We start from the raw sequence: 1,978 nt of genomic DNA, 5'->3' as shown, positions 1-1,978 counted from the left end.
GGCCGGGCCCGGCGCGGCGAACCGCGCGACGACCCTGCGGGTGACCTCCGGTGACAGCAGCGCGTCGCCGCGCGCCACGACCCGCACCGACTCCACCAGGTCCTCCGGCGAGGCGTTCTTCAACAGGAACCCGCTGGCTCCGGCGCGCAGCGCCTCGAACAGGTAGTCCTCCCGGTCGAAGGTGGTCAGGATGATGACCTTCGTTTCCGAGCCCGGCGGTGTCGTGCGGGCGGCGGTGGCCCCGAGAATGCGGCGGGTCGCCTCGAGGCCGTCGACGCGGGGCATCCGCACGTCCATCAGCACGACGTCGGCGCGGCACCGGGCGGCCATCTCCACCGCCTCGGCGCCGTCGGCGGCCTCGCCCGCGACCTCGATGTCGGGCTCAGCGCCGAGGATGACCCGGAAGCCCGCCCGCACGAGGTCCTGGTCGTCCGCGAGGACGACCCGCAACGGACCGCGGGCACCGCCGGTCTCACCGCTCATCCGTGGTCCTCCTCCGGCGTCGCCGTCCTGGCCGGGCCGTCCTGGGGCGTCGCGACGGGGAGGCTGGCGCGGACACGGTACCCGCCACCGCGCCGCGGCCCGGTTTCCAGGGTTCCGCCGTGGACCGCGACCCGTTCGCGCATCCCCAGCAGGCCCAGTCCGGTGCCCGTCGACGAGCCGGGAGCACCGGGTCCCCGCCCGTCGTCGGTGACCTCCACCTCGACCTCCCGGCCGCGGTGGCGCACCCGCACGTCGGCGGATCGGGCACCGGCGTGCCGCACGATGTTGGTCAGGGCCTCCTGCACGACCCGGTACACCGACAGGGCCACCGCGTCCGGCACCGGGCGGTCTGCGTCGGAGGTGTCGCCGTAGACGCCGTAGTGCACCTCCAGACCGGTGGCCCGTGCCGAGGCGACGAGCTCGGGGATCTGGTCCAGCCCCGCCGACGAGGGGTGCGTCCCGTCCGCTCGGGTGCGGTCACCGGCCGGCTCGCCGTCCTCGTCGGGTTCGGAACGCAGGATGCCCAGGAGCCCGCGCAACTCCTCGATCACGGTGCGGGCGGTGCTCTCCACCGTGTCGATCGCGCCCCGGGCGAGGTCGCGGTCGGTGTCGAACACCCGGCGTGCCGCGCCGGCCTGGATACCCATCACCGACACGTGGTGGGCGACGATGTCGTGCAGGTCGCGGGCGATGCGCACCCGTTCGGCCACGATCGCGTTCCGCGTGTTCTCCTCCTGCGACCGGCGCAGTCGCTCGGTGGCGTGTTCGAGCTCCGCCCGCCTGCGCGCCGACAGCCAGGCCTGGTCGCCGAAGAAGTAGCCGGACAGGAAGAACAGCAGGTTGAATCCCACGCTGTAGAGCACGGCCGACAGCACCGGGTCGAGCGGCCCTCCCGCCTCGGGCGGGGCGGGCGTCGGGGTCACCAGCGACCGCACCAGTGAGACCGTGAGCCAGGCGAACATGGCCACGACCACGAGGACCCGCACGCGGCGGGCGCGCACACGGTCCCGTCCCCACGCCCCGGCGGTGTACAGGGCGAGGAACAGCGCGATCGAGGGCACGAGGTTGTCACCGTTCTGGCGCACCTGCGCGGCGATGAACACCGCACCGACCACGAGCACCACCGCGAGCGGGTACCGGCGGCGCACCACCAACGGCGCCGTGATGCCCACGGCCCAGGCGAACTGCTCGGCCAGCGCGGGCGCGGCACCGAACGCCAGCGCGCCCATGCTGTTCACCAGCACCGTCATCGCCACCGCGCCGGTGACGACGCCGAGACCGAGCAGCACGTCGTGCCGCTGCTGCGCTCGGGTGGGCGGGGGACGGCGCCAGTCCGGCCACGGCGCCGCGAGCCCGTTCGCCCCGGTCGGGGAGGCGGGCCCGACACCCGGATGATCCCGCGACCCCACGCGGTCGCCGGGCCGAGCGGGGAACGAAGCCTGCGCACGCGCGTCAACGTAACAGCGCGCGCGGCGCCCGTGCCCGGGCCTCAGGC

The 1,978-nt window shown here is 74.7% G+C and carries 2 protein-coding genes; both read right to left on the bottom strand.

Annotated elements, in window-relative coordinates:
* The coding region (locus SACSA_RS0100325; protein ID WP_019812572.1) for a response regulator at positions 1-483 on the bottom strand (483 nt) is incomplete at its 3' end.
* Positions 480-1,976, bottom strand: coding sequence for a sensor histidine kinase (locus tag SACSA_RS20825; protein WP_332253218.1), 1,497 nt, complete (start codon positions 1,974-1,976; stop codon positions 480-482). The genes SACSA_RS0100325 and SACSA_RS20825, both read right to left, overlap by 4 nt.
* Positions 1,977-1,978: the final 2 nt, after the last annotated feature.

The sequence above is a fragment of the Saccharomonospora saliphila YIM 90502 genome, from assembly GCF_000383795.1.
GTDB classification, from domain to species: domain Bacteria; phylum Actinomycetota; class Actinomycetes; order Mycobacteriales; family Pseudonocardiaceae; genus Saccharomonospora; species Saccharomonospora saliphila.
This window is presented reverse-complemented; position numbering and strand designations above follow the sequence as displayed.